The organism is Rhizobium sp. B21/90 (assembly GCF_019355815.1).
Classification (GTDB): domain Bacteria; phylum Pseudomonadota; class Alphaproteobacteria; order Rhizobiales; family Rhizobiaceae; genus Rhizobium; species Rhizobium rhododendri.
The window spans coordinates 404419-423057 of the sequence record NZ_CP072164.1 but is presented as its reverse complement, the minus strand read 5'-3'; the positions used below and the strand labels follow the sequence as shown (position 1 = coordinate 423057).

The 18639-nt window shown below is 58.8% G+C and carries 18 protein-coding genes; 10 read left to right on the top strand and 8 right to left on the bottom strand.

All coding sequences use genetic code 11. The features are described 5' to 3' along the window. Positions 1-25 precede the first annotated feature (25 nt). Both J5278_RS31400 and J5278_RS31395 read left to right on the top strand, forming a co-directional pair. Positions 26-736 (top strand): PAS domain-containing protein, encoded by a 711-nt coding sequence (locus J5278_RS31400; protein WP_247749486.1) that lies wholly within the window; start codon positions 26-28, stop codon positions 734-736. After that, positions 642-1397 carry a sensor histidine kinase gene (locus J5278_RS31395; RefSeq protein ID WP_247749485.1) on the top strand — a complete coding sequence of 252 codons (756 nt, stop codon included), beginning with the start codon at positions 642-644 and terminating at the stop codon, positions 1395-1397. The genes J5278_RS31400 and J5278_RS31395 overlap by 95 nt, the downstream gene beginning before the upstream one ends. Before the next feature lie 148 nt (positions 1398-1545). Here the strand turns inward: J5278_RS31395 and J5278_RS27845 are convergent, their stop codons facing one another. From J5278_RS27845 to J5278_RS27835, 3 genes are all read right to left on the bottom strand, one after another. Further along, positions 1546-1857, bottom strand: a complete 312-nt coding sequence (locus J5278_RS27845; protein WP_111215374.1) for a cold-shock protein — start codon at positions 1855-1857, stop codon at positions 1546-1548. Between the two features lie 124 nt (positions 1858-1981). Continuing rightward, positions 1982-2524 carry a GrpB family protein gene (locus tag J5278_RS27840; RefSeq protein ID WP_209186709.1) on the bottom strand — a complete coding sequence of 181 codons (543 nt, stop codon included), beginning with the start codon at positions 2522-2524 and terminating at the stop codon, positions 1982-1984. Beyond that, on the bottom strand, positions 2521-3138 hold the full coding sequence (locus J5278_RS27835; RefSeq protein ID WP_111215370.1) for a recombinase family protein: 618 nt from the start codon (positions 3136-3138) through the stop codon (positions 2521-2523). Before J5278_RS27835 ends, J5278_RS27840 begins: the two co-directional genes overlap by 4 nt. Positions 3139-3231: 93 nt before the next feature. On the opposite strand from J5278_RS27835, the gene J5278_RS27830 reads away from it, so the two are divergent. Then, positions 3232-6129, top strand: coding sequence for a Tn3 family transposase (locus tag J5278_RS27830; RefSeq protein ID WP_111215368.1), 2898 nt, complete (start codon positions 3232-3234; stop codon positions 6127-6129). A gap of 116 nt (positions 6130-6245) precedes the next feature. On the opposite strand, the gene J5278_RS27825 is transcribed toward J5278_RS27830, so the two are convergent. The 4 genes from J5278_RS27825 to J5278_RS27810 all read right to left on the bottom strand — a co-directional run bounded on the left by J5278_RS27825 (position 6246) and on the right by J5278_RS27810 (position 11502). After that, positions 6246-6668, bottom strand: coding sequence for a response regulator (locus tag J5278_RS27825; protein ID WP_247749484.1), 423 nt, complete (start codon positions 6666-6668; stop codon positions 6246-6248). 12 nt (positions 6669-6680) lie between these two features. Then, positions 6681-8522, bottom strand: a complete 1842-nt coding sequence (locus J5278_RS27820; RefSeq protein WP_219259392.1) for a PAS domain-containing protein — start codon at positions 8520-8522, stop codon at positions 6681-6683. Between the two features lie 962 nt (positions 8523-9484). Continuing rightward, on the bottom strand, positions 9485-10312 hold the full coding sequence (locus J5278_RS27815; RefSeq protein WP_374109220.1) for an SDR family oxidoreductase: 828 nt from the start codon (positions 10310-10312) through the stop codon (positions 9485-9487). Continuing rightward, a complete protein-coding gene (locus tag J5278_RS27810) occupies positions 10309-11502 on the bottom strand; it encodes a phytanoyl-CoA dioxygenase family protein (RefSeq protein ID WP_219259377.1) in 1194 nt (397 codons plus the stop codon). The genes J5278_RS27815 and J5278_RS27810 overlap by 4 nt, the downstream gene beginning before the upstream one ends. A 99-nt stretch (positions 11503-11601) precedes the next feature. Here J5278_RS27810 and J5278_RS27805 point away from each other — a divergent pair, with 99 nt between their 5' ends. After that, on the top strand, positions 11602-12618 hold the full coding sequence (locus J5278_RS27805) for a LacI family DNA-binding transcriptional regulator (RefSeq protein WP_257623498.1): 1017 nt from the start codon (positions 11602-11604) through the stop codon (positions 12616-12618). A gap of 368 nt (positions 12619-12986) precedes the next feature. On the opposite strand, the gene J5278_RS27800 is transcribed toward J5278_RS27805, so the two are convergent. Next, a complete protein-coding gene (locus tag J5278_RS27800) occupies positions 12987-13883 on the bottom strand; it encodes a LysR family transcriptional regulator (RefSeq protein WP_219259362.1) in 897 nt (298 codons plus the stop codon). A 226-nt stretch (positions 13884-14109) separates the two neighbouring features. Here J5278_RS27800 and J5278_RS27795 point away from each other — a divergent pair, with 226 nt between their 5' ends. The 6 genes from J5278_RS27795 (at position 14110) to J5278_RS27770 (ending at position 18395) form a co-directional block, all read left to right on the top strand. Further along, entirely contained in the window at positions 14110-14844 is a 735-nt protein-coding gene (locus J5278_RS27795; protein ID WP_219259359.1) for an SDR family NAD(P)-dependent oxidoreductase, read from the top strand. A 49-nt stretch (positions 14845-14893) separates the two neighbouring features. After that, positions 14894-15646 (top strand): SDR family NAD(P)-dependent oxidoreductase, encoded by a 753-nt coding sequence (locus tag J5278_RS27790; protein WP_219259357.1) that lies wholly within the window; start codon positions 14894-14896, stop codon positions 15644-15646. A gap of 31 nt (positions 15647-15677) precedes the next feature. Next, the gene (locus J5278_RS27785; RefSeq protein ID WP_219259355.1) at positions 15678-16280 is read left to right on the top strand and encodes an NADPH-dependent F420 reductase; all 603 of its coding nucleotides are present in this window, start codon (positions 15678-15680) and stop codon (positions 16278-16280) included. A 78-nt stretch (positions 16281-16358) separates the two neighbouring features. Continuing rightward, positions 16359-16772: a nuclear transport factor 2 family protein gene (locus J5278_RS27780; RefSeq protein ID WP_219259353.1), complete on the top strand. Its 414-nt coding sequence runs from the start codon at positions 16359-16361 to the stop codon at positions 16770-16772. 68 nt (positions 16773-16840) lie between these two features. After that, positions 16841-17473, top strand: coding sequence for a class I SAM-dependent methyltransferase (locus tag J5278_RS27775; protein ID WP_219259351.1), 633 nt, complete (start codon positions 16841-16843; stop codon positions 17471-17473). A gap of 295 nt (positions 17474-17768) precedes the next feature. Further along, positions 17769-18395 (top strand): bifunctional 2-polyprenyl-6-hydroxyphenol methylase/3-demethylubiquinol 3-O-methyltransferase UbiG, encoded by a 627-nt coding sequence (locus J5278_RS27770; RefSeq protein WP_219259461.1) that lies wholly within the window; start codon positions 17769-17771, stop codon positions 18393-18395. Positions 18396-18639 lie beyond the last annotated feature (244 nt).

Sequence of the window (18639 nt, the reverse complement as noted above, 5' to 3'; positions counted from 1 at the left end):
CTTCGTTTCAACGCCGAGAGAAATTATGCAGGACTTCACGATGGGCGCTATCTCCGCTCAAGACATTGTCGACACTCTACGAGATGGCCTACTGGTCCTAACCAGCGATCTCACGGTCATTTCAGCCAATCGCGCATTCTATGCGATGTTTAAGGTGAGCGAACCGGAAACGGTTGGTCGCAAGCTTAACGATCTGGGAAATCGACAATGGAATATCGATGCATTGAAGCGTTTGCTTGAGGACATTCTCCCCACGGAAAACTCCGTCGAAGGGTTCGAGGTCGATCACGTATTTACCGGCCTCGGACGCAAGGTGATGCTCTTGAATGCTCGAAAGGTGGTTTGTTCGGGAGATAGTTCTCATTTTCTACTGCTGGCAATCGATGACGTGACAGAGGCGCGGGTCAGTCAGATCGAGGCAGAGCGAAATTTGCGCATCGCCCAAAATATCGTTGACACGATCCGGGATCCATTGGTCATCCTCGAGTCCGATATGTCCGTGGTGACAGCAAGCCGCTCTTTCCTCGCTCTTTTCAATGCCACCGCAAGCCAAGTTGTCGGGAGAAGCCCTCGGTCAGGGACAGTGGGATACCTTTGCCCTGCGCAAATTATTGGAGCGTGTGGTTCCTCACGAAGAAGCAATGGACGGCTTCCTGCTCGAAGACGATTTTCCCGGAATTGGTCGCCGTATCTTCAAAGTGAACGCCCGCAAGGTATATCGTCCAGGCAATCATAAGACACGGTTGCTGGTCGTGTTCGAAGACGCGACGGACGAGGTCCTGCTTGACCGTCACCGCGATATGTTGGCAGCCGAGCTGGCGCACCGGATCAAAAATAGTCTTCAGATCATTTCCGCGTTCGTTGCCTTTGAACTGAAGCGGGCAGGCGAACCCTGTGTTCTAGGTTACCAGGCAATGCAGGCACGAATTTCAGCGGTCGCTCAGCTCTACGATGTAATCGCCCAATCGAGCAGTCTTGGGCCGGTGCCGATGCCTTCCTACCTTGAGGGCATAAGTGCAAGTGTCCAATCCAGCCTGTTGGGACAATCATCCGACATTACCGTAACATCGGCAGCAGAGCCCCTCAGTATTCTACCTGATCACGCTGTCGCCATTGGGTTAATTGCAAATGAACTCGCGACAAATGCGATAAAGCATGCCTTCCCAAAAGGTAAGGGCGAAATTAATCTCGGTTTTCACAGGAGAGATGGTGAAGTCACGCTCACGGTCAGCGATAATGGATCAGGCCTTGCGTTGAAGGTTGAAGGTTCCGGTCTCGGCTCCCGGTTCGTTGAAGCCTTTGTAAAACAGCTTGGCGGTACGTTAGCGACTGCCAGTAGCCCGAAAGGGACAACATTCACGGTTCGGTTGCCGACCTCAATATTGGCTGGTGCCTAGCCCCTCCTTTAGACGATCCTCGACAAACAATCGCAGCAGAGGAAGTGCTAGAACGCCTTCGCAATAAAGTCGAAAACCCTTTACCGGAACCGGGCAAATAGGAGAGGCGGTCCGGGCGCACTCGCCCAACAATCATCACGCCAGCAACTCAAACTGGTCGCAGACCCCATTCGCGCTCAAATTCGTCGTCAGTGTCCAGCGACTTTTGTACATCTTCGCCCTTCGCTTTGCCGGGCGATGTTTCAACAGCGACCGATGAGACGATGCTGAGACTGTCGGCAAATTTCCGTCCCCTGCTCTCAGCTAAGGCGTAGTTCAGGGTCACGCCTGTTTCGAGCCGTGGTAATTTTGCTGCCTCGACGCTCTTAAGAGGAAGATAGACGTCGGCTCCACCTTCATCGGGAATGATGAAGCCAAAGCCCTTTGCTACGTTGAACCATTTTACCTTTCCAGTCGGCAAATCCACACTCCTTTAAATTAGGGAATTTCCACGATCATGTCTCAATGCAGCGGGCTCAAAGGAGCTGTTGGAGCCGCAATCTACAGCGATAAGCCTTGCAGCTTCCAATCGCAATATTCTCAACTTAACGCCCGATTTTCAAAGAGTTCTCGGCCATTGCTCGGTTCACGATGTCGGTTACAAAGGGCCCCTTGCCTCCCGTGTAGTGGTCCCAATCGTTGATCGCCTCGGCCGCCAGCCTTTGTTTCAAGGTAGCATAGGTTGCTGCCTCCTCTGGATGGCGGCGCAGGTAGTCGCGAAAGAGGATTCGGTGCAGATGGGCGGGATGCTCAGGCGCAGATAGATAAAGCCTCTGACCGGGAGAGACTTGGCTCGTGGTAAACACCCACCTGTTATCCTGATACAGTTCGCCATGGAACGTGTAGTCGCCCGTTGCCTGCATTCGTGCAATGCCCTCTAGGATCTCGGCGGGCTGACGAAAGATGATGTCGATGTCTATTTTCGGTTTGGCGCAAAGACCGGGTACGGACGTGCTGCCAATATGGTGGATCTCAGTAACTAGGCCCAACAGCAGCAGTTCTATCCGCGCGCGAATCTCCTCGAATAGCTTTGGCCATGCTGGATCGTAATCTACGACTTCAATGGACTGGCGTCGGATAAAGCTCATGCCGTTTCTCCATCTCTCGGACGATGCCGTTTTATGATCTCGGCCACAGTGTTCTTACTGATGGCGAGGTCATGCGCGATCCAGCGGTAGCTGCGCCCTTCTGCAATCATCGCCATCACTTTCGGCGTGAGGCGGTCCGACTTTGGGCGCACCCCAGTCTGTCGGCCGAGCTTTCTGCCCCGTGCCTTCGCTGCTGCCAGACCGGATTTGACCCGTTCACTGATGAGATCACGCTCGAATTCGGCAATGCCGGAGAGAAAGGTCGCCAGCATCCGGCCGTGCGGAGACGACAGGTCGAACGCCATGCCGTTCATGGCGATAACGGACACCTTCCAGCTTTCCAGCTCGCGCAGCGTGTTGAGGAGGTCGATCGTCGAGCGCCCCCATCGAGAAAGCTCGGTCACGAGAACGACATCGATCTGCCTGGCCTGGGCAAGCGCCATGATCTTGCGGCGTTCGGCCCGATCTAGCTTCGCGCCGGAACCTGTTTCTTTGAAGATTCCAGTGACGTCGTAACCGGCGCGTCCTGCAAACGCCGTCAGGTCACGCTCCTGCCGTTCGCATGACTGATCGGCAGTGGAAACACGGCAATAAATCGCGGCGCGCTGTCCCAATTGAACCCTCATGGATTTGGCTGCCGGAAGGCCTTGATTTGTATGGGGCGATTGTTGTCCAAAACAGACTTTACTTCAATAGGGACAATCAGGATGCCGAGACGACATATTCTCACCGAGCGACAGCGCTCGGCACTGCTTGATCTGCCCATTGATGAATTGTCACTGCTTCGGCATTACACACTGGGCGACGACGATCTTGGACACATCCAGGAACGCCGCAGGCCGGAGAACAGGCTGGGGTTCGCCCTACAGCTTTGCGCGTTGCGATATCCAGGGCGGGCGCTGGCTCCGGGTGAGGTGTTCCCGCATGAGGTCCTGTCGTTCATCGGGACACAGCTTGGTGTCCCGGCCGATGCGCTTCTCACCTATGCTGCCCGGCGGCAAACCCGCCAGGAGCATATGGAGGCGTTGCGTGAGATCTACGGTTATAAAACCTTCTCGGGTCGTGGTGCCCGTGATCTGCGGGACTGGCTTTTCGATCAGGCGGAAGATGTCCGCTCGAACGAAGATCTTGCTCAGCGCCTGGTTGCACGTTGTCGTGAAACTCTGACGATCTTGCCAGCAGTATCGACGATCGAGCGACTATGTGCGGACGCGCTGGTTGCTGCCGAACGGCGTATCGAGACGCGGATCGCAGAAAAACTCGATAATGACACACGCGAACGGCTTGATGGGCTGCTGATCGAACTGCTCGATGCCAATATCAGCCGTTTCATCTGGCTTCGCCAGTTCGAGGTCGGCAACAATTCCGCAGCGGCGAACCGGCTGCTCGACAGGTTGGAATTGCTGCGTAGCCTTGCTCTTGATCCGCAGATCCTCGTCGGTATCCCGCCGCACCGTGTCGCACGCCTGCGTCGGCAAGGCGAGCGCTATTTTACCGACGGCTTGCGGGACATCAGCTCGGATCGGCGGTGGGCGATCCTGGCCGTCTGTGCTGTGGAATGGGAGGCGGCGATCGCCGATACAGTGGTCGAGACCCATGACCGGATTGTGGGAAAGACCTGGCGCGAGGCGAAACGGCTACATGATGAGCGGATTGCCGATTCCAAGGCAACTGTCAGCGACACGCTACGCGCCTTCACCGCACTGGGAGCCTCCCTGCTCGAAGCCCGCAATGATGGTGTTCCGCTGGAAATGGCGGTCGCCAAGTCGGCGGAATGGGGCCGGCTCGAACAACTGGTCGCGACCGGTTCCCAGCTCAGCAATACGCTGGCGGACGATCCATTGGCTCATGTCGGACAAGGATATCATCGCTTCCGCCGCTATGCGCCGCGCATGTTGCGATGCCTAAAACTCCAGGCAGCAGCGGTCGCCCAGCCCTTGAGTGCGGCGGCAAAAGCCATCGGCGAAATGCAAGCGTCACCACCGGCGACCGACAACTTCTTGCGGCCGAATTCGAAATGGCACCGCCAATTGAGAGCACAAGACCAGGGCGACAACCGACTCCGGGAGGTGGCGGTCCTGTTTCACCTGCGGGATGCTTTCCGATCCGGTGACATCTGGCTCGACCATTCGCGCCGGTATGGCGATCTCAAACTGGTGTTGGTGCCGATGGTTGCGGCACAAGCTAACACAAGACTGGCCGTGCCCCTCGATCCACAAGTATGGCTGAGTGATCGAAAGGCTCGCCTGGCCGACGGCCTGAAGAGACTTGCACGAGCAGCGCGCGACGGAACCATCCCTCGTGGCAGCATCGAGGATGGAACGTTGCGGATTGACCGACTGACAGCGGCCGTTCCGGACAGCGCAGAGGAGCTGATACTCGATCTCTATCGCCGGATGCCGCCAGTTCGTATCACCGACATCTTGTTGGAGGTCGATGCTGCGCTTGGGTTCACGGAAGCCTTCACTCATCTTCGAACCGGGGTTCCATGTGGTGACCAGATCGGCCTGCTCAATGTGTTGCTTGCAGAAGGGCTGAATCTGGGACTGCGAAAGATGGCGGAGGCCACGAACACGCATGATTACTGGCAGCTCTCGCGCTTGGCTCGCTGGCACGTCGAAAGCGACGCAATGGACCAGGCGCTGGCGATCGTGGTGGCTGCGCAGGCAAATCTACCAATGTCCCGTTTCTGGGGCATGGGAACGACCGCATCGAGCGATGGCCAGTTCTTTCCTTCGGCCCGGCAGGGCGAGGCCATGAACATGGTCAACGCCAAGTATGGAAATGAACCCGGCCTCAAGGCTTACACTCACGTCAACGACCAGTTCGCGCCGTTCGCATCACAAACTATTCCTGCGACAGTCAGCGAGGCCCCATACATCCTGGATGGCCTGCTGATGAATGAGGCAGGTCGGCAGGTTGGAGAGCAATATGCGGATACGGCAGGGTTTACTGATCACCTGTTCGGGACCAGTGGCATGCTCGGATACCGCCTTGTCCTGCGCATCCGCGATCTGCCCTCGAAGCGCCTTTACGTGTTCAATCCAGCAGGGACACCTAAGGATCTGCGCAAACTGGTCGGCGGCAAGATCCGCGAGGAATTGATCATCGCGAACTGGCCCGACCTGTTTCGATGCGCCGCGACCATGGCTGCTGGCAAGATAAAGCCGAGCCAGTTGCTCCGCAAGCTTGCCTCCTATCCTCGCCAGAACGATCTGGCGGTTGCGCTGCGTGAGGTTGGCCGCGTGGAGCGGACACTCTTTATTATAGAGTGGATCCTCGACACGGACATGCAGCGGCGTGCTCAGATCGGCCTCAACAAGGGCGAGGCCCACCACGCTCTCAAGAATGCGCTGCGTATCGGTCGCCAGGGTGAAATCCGTGACCGCACCACCGAGGGCCAGCATTACCGCATCGCCGGACTGAACCTGCTCACCGCAATCATCATCTACTGGAACACCCTCCATCTCGGCCAAGCGGTCGCAGAGCGCCGGAATGAAGGACTTGACGTGCCGCCTGAACTTCTGGCGCATATCTCTCCGCTGGGTTGGGCACATATATTACTGACCGGCGAATATCTCTGGCCCAACGCCGCAACAGCTTAGAGTGTCATTTCGCCCCCAGCCGGAACCGACCCCTATCATGAGCTGGTTAGCCTTGGTCGTCAGAAATAACGATAATAACCGGATTGGGCCGCGAAAACGCGCCAGGAAAGTATGAATTATTGAAGCATCATTTCTTTGATCGACCGAACCACCGCATCTGGATTGTAGGGCTTCGGCATGAACCGTGCCCGCACGGGTAGGCTGTCAACACCGACTGCACGATGACCGGACGTTACGATGATGGTAATTGGCGGCCACCTGTCCCGAACCGAAGCTGCAAGCTTGAGGCCGTCTACTCCGCCCGGCATGTCGATGTCCGTGAACATCACTTCGATACGCGAATTGGCGATTAATATCTCGATTGCAATACTTGAATTCGCTGCTTCGAACACTTCGAAACCCGCATCTTCGAGTTCATCGACAATGCCCATTCGAACGAGGGCCTCGTCTTCGACAACCAAGACGGCGGTTCGGTGAGCAATCATGATTTGAAGTTTCTGGTTGGCCAGATCCTGTTGATAGAGGACAAAGCTAGACATTTTCGCGTCGAGTTAGCAAAGTTTGGCTGTTAGTGTGCACACAACGCCTCCCGAAGGGTAAATGATCCGTACGTCGCCCAAAAAATCGGCAGCAAGCACGCGGGAAATAAGCCGCGACCCAAAACCTTTGGTCGTTGGCTCGGACACGGCCGGTCCTCCGCTCTCCTGCCAGACGAAATTGAGATCCTGTCGTCCGTCTGATGCCTTTGCGAGATGCCAGGATATTCTGACGCGGCCGGCGTCGTTTGAAAGTGCGCCATATTTGGTGGCGTTAGTGGCAAGCTCATGCAAAGTGAGCGCCATCGAGAGGCTCTGCTTCGGCGTCATCTCGAAGTGAGAGCCATCGATATCAAAACGTCCGTCAGATCCGCCATGGGGCGCAAGTGCCGCTCGCAGTGTGTCATGGATGCCCGCGCTTTCAAATGTCGTGGCCATGAGCAAGTTCTGGGCCTGCGCCAGAACGTGTAAACGCGCGTTGAATGTCTCTCGTCGGTCTGCGATATCATCGCCACGCAATGTTTGTGTCGCTATTGCACTGACCATCGCCAGGAGATTTTTGATCCGGTGCTGCAGTTCGCCACTGACCAACTGCTGGCGCGCCTCATCATCCTTTCGGTCCGTGACATCCCGCACTGTGCCCACGAATTTCGTCAAGCCGTCGAACGTAACAGTTTTCGCTCTGGCATGAACCCAGCGGCTCGGCATGCCGGGGCGTTCAAGCATTCGATACTGGACGTCGAGGATACCACTGCCACTTGGATCGAGGGCCTGCGCCGCTGACTCGGCAAGAGCCAGCCGGTCATCGGGATGAACGCGGGATGTGAAATTGTCGAAAGTCGCCTCTTCATCAGCCAAACGATGGAGCAACGTCCTTGCCCGTTCGTCCTCCTTGATATCAACGAAATGTCCATCGACCACCGTGCATTCCCAAACGCCCATTCCTACTGCGTCAAGCGCAAGCTCGAGCTGAAGATCCTTTCGGCGGAGCGCAAGTTCGACGTTTTTCAAGTCCGTGACGTCGCTTCCCTCCACAAATATCCCGGTAACGACGCCCTCCGCGCTGAAGATAGGCTGGTAGACAAAGTTGAGGAATGCCTCTTCATAGGGGGCGTCTTGCGAACGCTGGATCGCAAAGCTGACACTGCGACCAATGAACGGCTCTCCCGTCACATAAACCTCGTCCAACGGTTCAAAGAAGCCTTGTCCTTCAACGTCCGGGAATGCCCGGCGAACCGGCACGCCAATCAGGTCGCGATGCCCTACAAGCTGAAGATAGGCCTTATTGGTAATCTTGAAGACATGATCGGGCCCTTCCAGAACACACATGAAGCTCGGCGCATCGAGCAGCATCCGCCTTAACGTGTCGGCCTCGGCTTTGGCTGCTTCCTGTTCGGCCGCAATCAGTTCTGCAACCTTCGCCTCTGCGGCATGACCCTCGCTGATATCACGAGAAATCGAGAGGAGTTGGGTGGGCCTGCCGCCACTATCGACAAGAGGCAGGACTTGGACATCCCAGAATCGATCGTTACCCCGCGCCGTCTTGGCAGAGCCTGTGAAGCGGGCCGGACGCCCTGAGGCAGCGATTGCGACGGCATTACGGGCGGCGACATTACTCTCGTCCGCCCAGAAATCGGGCCACGGGTAGCCTTTCAAGGAATCGAAATCATCCACCTCCATTACGCGCTTGCCGCCTTCGGACATAAAAAGGAGATGTCCTTCAAGATCGAGGATCTTGATGCAATCATCTGAGGCGGAAAGCACTGCTTCCAACAGCGCCACCGGGCTCACACGCTCGGTGGCGAGGGCGTCGGTCAGTATTTCAACAGGCCTGTCATTGTTGTTGGAACTGGACATAGACGAGCACGGCCTTCGAGGAGAAACTCACGCAATCTCGGTAGCAGATGCAGTTGCGCAAAGACAGGCCGCTGGGTTGGTTGGACTGCTTGCATGGCTCAACTGAGAATCAGGCTAGCCATTTGCAGCTCAACGCGCTGATCGGCACATCCGCGCGGCATTTAGCGCAGGTTCGATCGAATACCGGGGTGGAAGTCCAAATCAGCGAGAGCCATCTTTTAGGTGCCTTATTTGGTGGGTTTGCTAGATTTGCTAGGTTTGAGGGACGGTGTATTACCTGGTGAGCTTTTGTTATCACGGCGGCGCTGATCCGGTTTCCCTGTGGATTTCGCTATCGGCTTTGTTCCTGGTTTAAGTGCCATGAGTGCTCTCCTTTTTTGTTTTAAGAAAATAAGCCTGCGCATACCTTCTGACGGGGCTTAGAACACAGCAATACTATTTAACAGTCCATACTAGTTCTGGCCGAAGTCAAGGCCCACCAATGGATATTCATACAGTAGCAACACCCCACGAAAATCGGTAGGCCAGGCCGAAGGCACTTTGCCTCACTGTCCCTATCAGTGGCCGTGAGGGCGATCGGGTTATTCCGTATGGACGAAGTTTCTGAGAGCCTACTGTCGGCAAGGATTGGCGTCAGCCTCGGCCGGTCACGTTGATTGAGGTGCTACCGTCTGTTTCAGGAGCAAAGCCTGCTCCCTGGGCTGTCCTTCACTACCAGGGCGGCACACCGACCGGCAGCTCTCTGCGCATTGCTGCCGTTTGTCTAGGATGCAGCGAACGACGGCCTTCAGGACGGTTCGGGAGCCGTATTAACGACCGATTTGCAGGTGCATTGCTGCCGCAGCCCCGCTCAAGGAGTCGTTTAGGGGCCAGTGCTCTTTACGAAGGCAATATCAGCACAGCAAAGTGAATGCTTGCACCGGAGGGAAGCCGCGTCGGGGGGCGACTTCCCTCGCCTCCCCTCAGAGCGTCATTTTTTCCTTCGGATGCGGGCTGTCCTCGTAGGCACCCCAGATCGACTGGTCGAAATTGATTGTGGCGCCTGTCATCAGGCCGCTTTCCTCCGACGAAAGATAGGCGCAGGCGCGGGCAACTTCGGCCGGGTCGACGAGGCGGCCGAAGGGCTGGCGGGCAGCGGCGTCCTTCAACCAGTCGGCAGGCGCGCCGTGATATTCCCGCTGGATGCGATCCTCGCCGTCGCTCGCCATCCAGCCGATATTCAAGGCATTGCAGCGGACGCGGTTCTTGAGGAGACCGAAGGCGACATTGCGGGTCAGGGTGTCCAGAGCGCCCTTGGAGGCGCAATAGGCAGCGATGAAAGGCTGGCCGGCCATCGAGGACATCGAGGAGATGTTAACGATCGTGCCTTCGACGCCATCGCGCAGCATCAGCTTCACCGCATCCTGGATCAGGAAGAAGGGCGCACGGGTATTGATTGCGAACATGCGGTCGAACAAAGTCTCGTCCGTGTCGAGGATGGTACCGCGATCGGTGATGGCAGCGACATTGACCAGCGCATCGATGCGGCCGAATTTTTCATCGGCGGCGGCGATGACTCGGCGGCAGTCGGCGACCTCGCCGAGATTGGCGGCGACAAAATGCACCGGGGCGCCGTAGCGCTCGTTGATTTCACGCGCCTTGGCCTCACCCTTGTCTCGGCTGCGGCCACAGATGACCAGGCCATTTGCACCTCGCTCGGCAAACAGCCGGGCGACTTCCGCGCCCAGCCCCTGCGTGCCGCCGGTAACGACGGCGATCTTGTTGTCTAGCCTTCCCATTGTGTTCCTCATGCCCTGCGCTTGAGGGCCTGTGTCTCGACGGCCGCTAAAAAGACATCAGGTTCCATCCCGGCCTGCAGCGCTTCCTCCATCATGGTGCTCTGCGTCTTCGGCGCAAGGCCACCAACCGGCGGATTGCTGTCGAGATTGGTAGGGAAGGCGTAGCCCTCGGCGGTGGCGGCGATGGCATTGGCGGCTTCGGACAGGGTCAGTGATCCAGATGTCCGAGCAGCCAGAAGCGCCGGATAGACGGCCTTGCACATGGCATCGCGGTCGACGGATTCCATGGCGCGGCCAAAGGCTGAGGAGACCTGCAAAAGGTTCACCATGCGCCAGATGTCCATGGAGACATTGTTGCCGGCGCCATGCATCAGCGCTGGACTGAAGAACACGGCGTCACCCTTGGCGAGAGGCAATTGCACGTGGTGTTCGGCAAATACGGCCTGGAATTCCGGACGCCCGAAGGCAAGGTATCCCTCGAAGAAGGATTGCGAATAGGGCAGGAATAGCGTCGGCCCGCTTTCGATAGGCATGTCACAATGGGCAACCGCACCCTGCAGGGTAAGCACCGGCGAGATCGCGTGGATATGGCCGGGATAGGCCTGCATCTGCTCTGGAGACATGAAGCCGAGATGATAATCGCGATGCGGCACCTGCGCCTTGCCCCCGGGGTTCACCCGGTTCATCTGTGCGGTCATCTGGTAGCCCCGGCCGAGCCAGGCTTCCGACGCCATGGCGATCGCGTCAGAGGCGTAGTAGCGGGCAAAATTCTCAGGGGCGGCCAGCGCGTGTTTCTGCAGCGAGTTCCAGATGCGATCATTTGCGCCGGGCTTGGCGAAATGGTCGGCGGCAGCTCTGCCACCTTCCTTTTCTGCCGCGACGATGGCGTTGAAGACATCAGTCGCGCCGTCGACGACAGTCAGGTCGGCAATGGCCCGCTTGATGACGATGACGCCGGGGCCGGTGGAGAAGGCTTCGATCCATTCCGCCATCAATTCGAGGCGGGCATCCGGGTCGCGAGCGATCTCGCGGACCCTCGATCCATCATAGATCAACACGTTCTTCACGACGCCGGAGGCAAACGGCCAGTCGTGCGGATTCGTGGTCCGTGCCACCAATGCCTCGAAGTCGTCAATCTTGCCACTCTCCTTATCGAGCCAGACTTTTTGGCGACGGCGGCTTGTCAGGGTCTGCGTATCCATGGTGTTCCTCCCAATATTTCTCTCCGGACTTGACCATAACCAAACGTACTGGGAGAGATGAGCATGAAAACACCTCAAAAACACCTCAGGAGTGGATCAATGGCTCCGCCGTTCCCGCTAAAGGACATCGCCCTGCAATCGAGGCTCAGTCTCGCGACTGTCGACCGGGCCCTGCATGGCCGTGCGCATGTCGCGCACGCCACGGCTCTGAAGATCGAGGCAGCGATCGTGGAACTGGAGCGGCAATATGCCGACTCACGCATCGGCGGGCGGCGCCTCGTCATAGACGTGGTGATGGAAACGCCGCAGCGATTTTCGAATGCGGTACGCGCGGCCTTCGAGGCCGAACTTCCCGGCATGAGGCCGGCTTCGCTGTCGACCCGTTTTCACGTGGCCGAGACCATGGAGGAGCGCGATCTCCTTGCTATCCTTAATCGCATCCGCCGGCGCGGCAGCCATGGTGTTGTCGTCAAGGTGCCCTCGACACCAGCGATCGCGCATATGGCAAGCGAGTTGATGGCAAGCGGCATTCCCGTTGTGACGCTGGTGACCGATCTGCCCGTGCCCGCCCGCCAGGGTTATGTCGGAATGGACAATCGCGTAGCCGGTGCAACAGCCGCCTATATGGTCGCCCGCATGGCGGGGCAGGCGACAGGCAAGGTGTTGCTGACGCTGTCGAGCGCTCGTTTCTCCGGCGAGGAAGAACGCCACCGCAGCTTTCGCGACGCGCTTCACAAGGACGCACCGCATCTTGGCATCACGACTATATCAGAGGGGTTCGGTGTCGACCGCACGACGGAAAGGCTGGTGAAGGCGGCGCTTGTCGCCGATAACGATATACGCGCCGTCTATTCAATTGGCGGCGGCAATCGAGCGATCCTGAAGGCCTTCGCCGAAGACAGGCGCCGGATCGACGTCTTCGCCGCCCACGATCTCGATGCCGACAACCGCAGCCTGTTGACGCAAGGCCTTCTCACTTTCGTCATCCATCACGACCTACGCCAGGACGCCCGCAGCGCCTGCCAGATGGTCATGGCGCATCACCGGATGCTGCCGAGAGATTTCCAAGTGGCACCGTCGCGGGTCGCAATTGCCACGCCATATGAAGTGTTCTGAAACAGAACGATCATCTTATTATCGCTACCAGCCGCATGTCCGGTTTTCGGTTGTCTTGGAATTCTGCTCTATGCCCGAAACGAAGGCGCAAAGCTGCCATGGGCCACAGCCGCTGTTATCAAAAAGTGGAACCAAGATTTCAGGTCTTGAAAGGATACGAACTGCGACCCTGTAATTCCCAGAGCATAGGTCTGAAATAACTCAGAAGCGAATGTCAGCCTTGCTCGCATCGAATAACCGATACGGGAGCGGACCGCCCACTATGCATTTGATTTTACGGAGAGCTGCCTCTCTGCAGCCTGTCCCCTTGGGAATGCCAATCTCCAACAGCAATTTCCTAGCCCATTTGTGGCTTTTGGCACGGGACGTCAGCCGCACGATATGGACCGCCCGGCGAGGAGCGGAGCGTACGCGGTAAGTCGGTGGGATATGAACTCTGTGAACAGCCGCACGCGCTTCGTTTTGCGTGTTTCCCCCTGCGTGAGAAGCCAGATCGTTGCACGTGATTTCAGATCGATGCCCGGAACTCTCGCCAACAGGTGATCGGCATCTCCGACGAAACAGGGCAGTTTGGACATGCCGACCCCTTGCCTTGTCGCAGCGATCTGCGCGTCGGCGTCCGGCGTTCTGAACGGAACCCCTGTGGCGCGAACCTCCCCATCGTTGACCCAGTCCGGAACAGCCTGACCGCGGATGACGATGGGCCGGATTGGATCCGTCGCATCCGCAAGCCACGCGGCCAGTCTATCGCAGGACATATAAACACCCGCGAGCAGATCCGGACCTTTCAGGCCATGAAGATTGAGCGGCAGGGTCTTGCGATCGGAGACCATCCGGATCGCCACATCCGCCTCCCGGTTGGTCAGATTCACGACCTCGCCGGTCGATACGATCTCCATCTCGATGTCCGGATGCAGACGCGCAAAATCTGCGATATCCGGCATGAGCAGGTGTGTCGCAAGGAACGGGGGCAGCGTCACCCGCAGAAGCCCGCGTACGCTCTGATCGCGCCCGAAGACGCGCGTCTCCAGTTGGTGCGACGAGGCTTCCATCTGGTTTGCGAACTCGAGAACCTCCTCGCCCGCGGCCGTCAGGCGATAGCCCGAAGGCAGCTTTTCGAACATCTGCGCCCCGAGGTGCTCCTCGAGCTGAGCAATGCGTCGCAATACGGTCGCGTGGTTGACTCCCAGGTTCTTGGCGGTAGCCCGCACTGAGCCGCCACGCGCAGCGGCAAGAAAGTAGCGAACGTCATCCCAGTCGATCATGGTTCATTCCCGCGCCGCGTGGGGCGGCTTCCGAATACAAGTCTACCATACTGAGCGGGATTGCGCGTGATCGTCGCCGCGTTCGATCAGGTAAGTGGATCGTTTTCGCACCACGGATGCGCGCGATTGCGCACTCACCGCCTGACGCCGGCGAACCCATATCGAGGCTGTCGGAGGATGTCTCCGCAAAGCAATGACCCGAGACGCGACACAAGGAATGCATAACATGACCAGATTGAATGGAAAGACCGCCGTGATCACGGGCGGCGCCACCGGTATCGGCCTTGCCGCTGCAAGGCGATTCATTGAGGAGGGTGCCTTCGTCTTCATCTACGGCCGTCGGCAGCAAGCACTCGATGCGGCTGTGGCCGAGCTTGGACCCAACGCCCGCGCGGTGAAGGGCTCGGTCTCCGATGAGGCCGACCTCGACCGGCTCTACGCGGCAGTGAAGACCGAGCGCGGAAGTCTTGACATCGTCTTCGCCAATGCCGGGGCCGGAAGCCCGCTTCCTCTCGACCAGATCACCGCCCAGCACATCGACGAGACCTTCGACACCAATGTGAAGGGTACGATCTTCACGGTCCAGAAGGCGCTGCCGCTGTTGGGCCTGGGCGGTTCGATCATCCTGACGGGATCGAGCGCCGGCAGCACAGGCGCTCCCGCATTCACCGCCTACAGCGCCAGCAAGGCAGCCGTGCGCAATCTCGCACGGACCTGGGCGGAGGATCTGAAGGGCACCGGCATTCGGGTCAACGTGCTGTCGCCCGGGGCGACGGCCACCGAACTGGCAAAGGAAGCGCTCGGAGAGGAGGGCCAGAGGGCCTACGGCGCAATGACCCCGCTGCAGCGCATGGCCGACCCGGCGGAGATCGCAGCCGTGGCCGCCTTCCTCGCGTCAGACGACAGCAGCTTCATGACCGCCAGCGAAGTCGCCGTCGACGGTGGGCTCGCCCAACTCTGACCCCGGCGCGGTTCCGTGCCTTACTCACACACAACGAAGGACAAAGATTATGAAAGCACTCGAAGGTAAAATCGCAGTCATCACGGGCGGAAGCAGCGGGATCGGCTTGGCCACAGCCAAGCGTTTCGTGGAAGAAGGTGCGCAGGTCGTGATCATTGGGCGACGCGAGAAAGCCTTGCAAGAGGCCGCGGCCCTTATCGGGAAAAACGTGACATCAGTCGTGGGCGACGTCTCGCGCCTGGAGGATCTGGACCGGCTCTACGCCACCGTGAAGGAGAAACATGGTCACATCGACATCCTCTTCGCAAACGCAGGCGCAGGGACAGTTGCGCCGCTCGCGGCAGCGACCGAGGCCCATTACGACCAGACCTTCGATGTCAACACGAAGGGGATGTTCTTTACGGTGCAGAAGGCCCTCCCTCTTTTCAAGGACGGCGGTTCGATCATTCTGAACTCGTCGGTTTCGAACGTAAAGGGATTGCCGGCCTTCAGCGCCTACGCAGCAAGCAAGGCGGCTGTCCGCAGCTTCGCGCGGTCCTGGACCATGGAGTTGTTGGACCGAAAGATCCGCGTCAATACGATGAGCCCCGGCGCCATCGAGACTCCCGCCCTGGCGACAACGACCGGCCTCACCACTGAGCAAGCCGAAGCGGCGGTCGCCCAGTTTACATCCCAGATCCCGATGGGTCGCAGGGGCAAGCCAGAGGAAATCGCGGCTGCGCTCACCTTCCTCGCCTCCGACGAAAGCTCCTACATCACCGGTATCGATCTCGCCGTCGATGGTGGTTGGGCGCAGGTTTAAGCTGGCATCAACACAGGATCGGAGAAGCATTATGAGCTACGCAATCATCGGCTTCGGCAATATCGGCCGAGCTCTGGCCAAGGCCTTCGCACGCAAAGGCATCGAAGTGACCGTTGCAACGACGCGCGACCCGGAAAGCTTTGCAGTCGATGCGGCCGCGATCGGGCCGAAGGTCATGGCCAAAACACTGGCGGACGCCGTCAAGGCCGACGTCATCTTCCTGGCTGTGGGTTTCGAAGCGCACTCGGACGTCGCAAAGACGCTTCCCACCTGGCAGGGGAAGACGATCATCGATGTGACCAATGCCTACGGTGTGCCCCCCGAGGAACTCGGGGGACAACCGTCTTCGAAGTTCGTCGCGCAAGCCTTCCGTGGTGCAAGTCTGGTCAAGGGTTTCAACCACCTGGGCGCTGCCACTCTTGCCCAAGATCCAGCCGCACAGGGCGGCAGACGAGCCGTGTTCCTGGCGAGCGACGATGACGCTGCCGCAGACGAAATCGGTAAGCTTGCGGAACATCTCGGTTTCGCACCAATCAAACTCGGCGGGCTATCGGAAGGCGGGCTGCTGGTCCAGGCGCGCGGCGATAGCTGGGGTCATCTGATCTTCAAGGACCTGATGAAATTCGACGCATAAAGCGACGTCCCATGGACAGGGCCACGAGGTGCGGACCGGATCGAGCATGATCCGGTCCAGCAAAATGGAGACAGTCCTATGAGCATTCAAAAAAACATCCAGACCGTGAAGGACTTCTTCGCCGCGATTGGCCGCGGCGACCGGGAGGCTCTGCTGGCGCTGGTCGCGGAAGATATCGAGTGGATCATTCCGGGCAAGGACTGGCCGCTGGCCGGCACCTACCGGGGGCATGCGAGACTGGCAGATCTGCTGGAGACGGCCTCCAGGTCGATGGAAACCTCCACGGAACCCCGGGAGTTTGTCGCACAAGGAGACCGCGTTCTCGTGGTCGGTTTCGCCACCGGGAAGGTCAAAGCCACGAACAAGCCGTTCGAGGACGACTGGATCTTCGCCATCACGATCCGGGACGGCAGACTGACCAGCATCCGGGAATATGTCGACACGCAAGCACTGGCCCAGGCCTCGCAGGTGGACGCGTCCGGGGCGACATAGCGCAGGCCTTCTCCAACCACCGGCTTTCACCGAAGGTGAATAATCCCCAACCGTAAAAGGAGTTTCCGATGTACGAGCAATCCAAACTATCCGAGTTGGTCCGTTTCGCACGCGTTGATGCGGGCGCGACCGTCATTGACGTTTACCCAGGCGACGGCGACTGGACGCGTTTGTTCTCCGACATCGTCGGAACCGAAGGTCGAGTCACCAGCTTCGTGCCGGCTGAAGTCGCACACTTCAAGAACGATCCGGTCGGCCTCATGCGAGCGCTGGCGCAAGAGCCAGGCCGGGAAAATGTCGAAGCCGTCTCGGCGAACCTCGTGGCGATGCCGGAGGTCACACGGCCAGCGGATGTCGTTTGGCTGCACCTGTTCTACCACGATCTCCACACCGCTCTGATGCAGTCAAAGGGCGCGACGGCGGCCGACTTCAATCGGGCTGTTTACGAGCGGCTGAAGCCCGGCGGGTTCTACGTCATCGTCGATCACGCCGCCGCCGCCGGACCCAGCACAGGCGATGCCCAGTCATTGCATCGCATCGACCCTGCTTTCGTGCGCAAGGAGGTAGAGGCGGCCGGCTTCGTGCTGGATGCGGAAAGCACCATGCTCGCGAACAGGAACGATTCACACGCTATCAAGGTCTTCGATCCCTTGATCAAGGACGAGACCGATCGCTTCGCATATCGGTTCGTGAAGCCCTGACAGAAGCCGGCGCCAACCTCAAGTTACCCTCCCAATGTCAGGATACTGCTCAACTGCGCCAGTCTGCAGCAACGTCAGCTTTCGGAACTCGCTGGAGAGCCTGCAAAGGGTAAGCTTGCGGGCGCATTGCGCCCACCAGCATTGGCATAGGCCAGTGGTATCTCTGATGGCATTTCTGCTAAAGCAGGGAAGGAAATCGCCCGCGATGTCACCAACTGCCGAAGTGTGTGAAAGGCTCAACGGGCTGATGGGCCCCTCGCTCATCGACCTGTTGTCTAAAAGGAGGAGCGCGAGGATGAGCACCGACAGGGAGACTGTGCGGTCCTATGATGCGGTAGCGGCGGAGTATGCTGCCGAGGCCGCAACGATGCCCGAGTGGGTCGCGACAGAGATCGATGTGTTCGTGACCGAGCTGGGTGGCTCGGGCAGGGTGCTGGAGATCGGCAGCGGTGGCGGGCGAGATGCACTTGAGCTTGAGAAGCGGGGGATTAGTGTCCGGCGCACCGACATTTCGAAGGGCTTCGTCGAACTGCTTCGCGGGAGTGGCTTCGAGACCGACCTGTTGGACCCGCTGACCGACGACCTGGCCGACCCGCAGCGTCCCGGCACGCCGTACGACGGGATCTGGGCCTGTGCCTGCCTAATTCACGTCTCGCACGAGGATTTCGGCGCAGTGCTTAGACGGCTTGCCAAGGCGACCCGGACCGGTGGGCGCCTGCACGCCTCGGTCAGAGAGGGCGACGGCGAGGATGTATCCACCCACGGCAGCGCCGCAGCACCGCGGCATTACGCCGAGACGTACTGGCGCGAGTCTGGCCTGCGGTCCGAACTCACAGACGCGGGCTGGATCGTCAGCAAGGTACGCCAGTGCGTCGGAAAGCCCCATGATCGGTGGCTGAGCGTGCGGGCGAGCCGGGCGTGACGCTCACAGATCAGGGGAATTGCTCCTTGTGGCGACTGTGAAATTCAGGTGATCCATAATGCCCGCTTCTGGGTGAAGGTAAAACCTGCCCCTATGGCCGATATGGGGCGCAAGGTCGTCTACCAGCTTTAACCCCAATTAGCGTTGGCACTGTTCCGGACGGCTTCTTCGCCTTGAAAGTAGTCGGACCGTCGGCTTGCGCCGTTGGGTACGCGATATTCTCATCGCACATCGACCAAGCTTC

Bases quoted from the DNA above. Each gene is read 5' to 3' on its own strand.
- J5278_RS31400 (WP_247749486.1), top strand. From the start codon at position 26: ATGCAGGACTTCACGATGGGCGCTATCTCCGCTCAAGACATTGTCGAC.
- J5278_RS31395 (WP_247749485.1), top strand. From the start codon at position 642: ATGGACGGCTTCCTGCTCGAAGACGATTTTCCCGGAATTGGTCGCCGT.
- J5278_RS27840 (WP_209186709.1), bottom strand. From the start codon at position 2,524: ATGAGCTTTATCCGACGCCAGTCCATTGAAGTCGTAGATTACGATCCA.
- J5278_RS27830 (WP_111215368.1), top strand. From the start codon at position 3,232: ATGCCGAGACGACATATTCTCACCGAGCGACAGCGCTCGGCACTGCTT.
- J5278_RS27825 (WP_247749484.1), bottom strand. From the start codon at position 6,668: ATGTCTAGCTTTGTCCTCTATCAACAGGATCTGGCCAACCAGAAACTT.
- J5278_RS27820 (WP_219259392.1), bottom strand. From the start codon at position 8,522: ATGTCCAGTTCCAACAACAATGACAGGCCTGTTGAAATACTGACCGAC.
- J5278_RS27815 (WP_374109220.1), bottom strand. From the start codon at position 10,312: ATGAGGAACACAATGGGAAGGCTAGACAACAAGATCGCCGTCGTTACC.
- J5278_RS27810 (WP_219259377.1), bottom strand. From the start codon at position 11,502: ATGGATACGCAGACCCTGACAAGCCGCCGTCGCCAAAAAGTCTGGCTC.
- J5278_RS27805 (WP_257623498.1), top strand. From the start codon at position 11,602: ATGGCTCCGCCGTTCCCGCTAAAGGACATCGCCCTGCAATCGAGGCTC.
- J5278_RS27800 (WP_219259362.1), bottom strand. From the start codon at position 13,883: ATGATCGACTGGGATGACGTTCGCTACTTTCTTGCCGCTGCGCGTGGC.
- J5278_RS27795 (WP_219259359.1), top strand. From the start codon at position 14,110: ATGACCAGATTGAATGGAAAGACCGCCGTGATCACGGGCGGCGCCACC.
- J5278_RS27790 (WP_219259357.1), top strand. From the start codon at position 14,894: ATGAAAGCACTCGAAGGTAAAATCGCAGTCATCACGGGCGGAAGCAGC.
- J5278_RS27785 (WP_219259355.1), top strand. From the start codon at position 15,678: ATGAGCTACGCAATCATCGGCTTCGGCAATATCGGCCGAGCTCTGGCC.
- J5278_RS27780 (WP_219259353.1), top strand. From the start codon at position 16,359: ATGAGCATTCAAAAAAACATCCAGACCGTGAAGGACTTCTTCGCCGCG.
- J5278_RS27775 (WP_219259351.1), top strand. From the start codon at position 16,841: ATGTACGAGCAATCCAAACTATCCGAGTTGGTCCGTTTCGCACGCGTT.
- J5278_RS27770 (WP_219259461.1), top strand. From the start codon at position 17,769: ATGAGCACCGACAGGGAGACTGTGCGGTCCTATGATGCGGTAGCGGCG.